This is a genomic window from Kitasatospora sp. NPDC004799 (assembly GCF_040609095.1).
Classification (GTDB): Bacteria; Actinomycetota; Actinomycetes; order Streptomycetales; family Streptomycetaceae; genus Kitasatospora.
In genome coordinates, this window is sequence record NZ_JBEXJK010000742.1 from 1 (window position 1) to 1809 (window position 1809).

At 77.8% G+C, this 1809-nt stretch carries 1 protein-coding gene and 1 pseudogene; both read right to left on the reverse strand.

Annotated features, from left to right (window positions below; all coding sequences use genetic code 11):
• Positions 1-148 precede the first annotated feature (148 nt).
• Entirely contained in the window at positions 149-1093 is a 945-nt protein-coding gene (locus ABZW03_RS40420; RefSeq protein WP_355269819.1) for a bifunctional riboflavin kinase/FAD synthetase, read from the reverse strand.
• Positions 1094-1158: 65 nt separating this feature from the next.
• Positions 1159-1809, reverse strand: a pseudogene (locus ABZW03_RS40425) (hypothetical protein); the annotation flags it as partial.

The following is a 1809-nucleotide window of genomic DNA, read 5'->3' on the forward strand; positions in this document are numbered from 1 at the left end:
CGGGCGGGGGGCGCGGGGCCCGCCGGGGGGGGGCCGGCCCCCCCCCCCCCCCCCGCCGCCCCCCCCTGTGGGCCCCGGGGGGGGCCCCCCCCCCCCCCGGGGGGGGCCCCCCCCCTCCGCTGTTCCGGCGCCTCCGCCGTCGCGGCGCTCAGACGCCGTCGGTCAGCTCGCGGGCCCGCTTGACGTCGTCGGCCATCCGGTCCAGCAGGGCGTCGATGGAGTCGAACTTCTCCATCCCGCGCAGGTAGGCCAGGAAGTCCACGGCCACGTGCAGCCCGTACAGGTCCAGGCCGACCCGGTCGATCGCGTAGGCCTCCACGGTCCGCGCGGTGCCGTCGAAGGTCGGGTTGGTGCCGACCGAGATCGCCGCCGGCATCCGCTCACCGTCCGCCGTCAGCCAGCCCGCGTACACGCCGTCGGCCGGGATCGCGCTGTGCGGCACGGTCTCGACGTTGGCGGTCGGGTAGCCCAGCTCGCGGCCGCGCTGCGCGCCGCGCACCACCACGCCCTCGACCCGGTGCGGGCGGCCCAGCACCTCGTTGGCGCCGGCCATGTCCCCGGTCTCCACCAGCCGGCGGGTCAGGCTGGAGGAGAACGGCTCGCCGTCCCCGGCCGAACCGCACACCTGGAGGTCGATGACCTCGACCTCGAAGTCGTCCGCCCGGCCCAGCTCGCCGAGCAGCGCGACGTCCCCCGCGGCCCGGTGCCCGAAGCGGAAGTTGGGGCCCTCGATGACGATCCGCGCGTGCAGCGCGTCCACCAGCACCTGCCGGACGAAGGTCTCCGGGGACTCCTGGGAGAACTCGGTGGTGAACGGCAGCACCAGCACCGCGTCCACGCCCAGCTCCGCGATCAGCTCCGCGCGGCGCGGGTGCGGCGCGAGCAGCGGCGGGTGGCTGCCCGGGCGGATGACCTCGCGCGGGTGCGGGTCGAAGGTCACCACGACCGACGGGATGCCGAGTTCGCGGGCCCGCTCGACCGCCCGCCCGATGATCAGCTGATGCCCGCGGTGCACCCCGTCGAACGAGCCGATGGTGACGACGCTGCGTCCCCAGTCACCGGGGATCTCCTCCAGGCCACGCCAGCGCTGCACCTGACCGCTCCTTGTTCCGTACGGCGCGTACCCTCTGTACGCTCAAACGCTCAAAACCCGAACCCCTATAGCGTGCCATGCGCCTGCCCCGGCTCAGGCACCGGAATACGGGTTGAGCCCCCCGAGGGCTCCGCCCCCCGCCCGGAGACCGCCCGTCCGGCCTCGACGGCGGCGTCCCGAGGGTCCCGTCCGGCCGCCGCCAGGGCCCGCATCCGGGCCAGCCGGGGGCCGTCCGGGGCGGTCGGCGCGGCGCCGGAGGGCCACCGGGCGAGCAGCCGGGTGAAGGCCGCGGACCGCCCGGCGCAGCGCACCAGCAGCCCGTCCGCGTCCGGCAGCCCCGGGGTGGCCCGGGCCAGCACCGCCCGGGCCCGGGCCGGGTTCTCGGCCGCGCAGTGCTCGGCGAGCCGCTCCACGGCGGCGGTCAGCACCACCGGGTCGGTCTCGGTGGCGAGCAGGGTGTCCAGCAGCTCGCAGCGCAGCGCGTCCGCCGCCGGGTCGGCCACCGGGACGGACAGCACCTCGGCGAACGGGCGCCGGACGGCCGCGCTGCGGGCCGCCAGCGCGGCGCCGAGCAGCACCCGCAGCTCCAGCCGGTCGGCCTGGTCGACGGCGGCGGCCAGCCCCAGCCGGCGGCCCAGGTAGTCGACGGCGACCGGGCCGGCCGGCACCGGGTGGGTGCGCAGCAGCCGGGCGGCCAGCTCGGCGCCCCGCCGGAC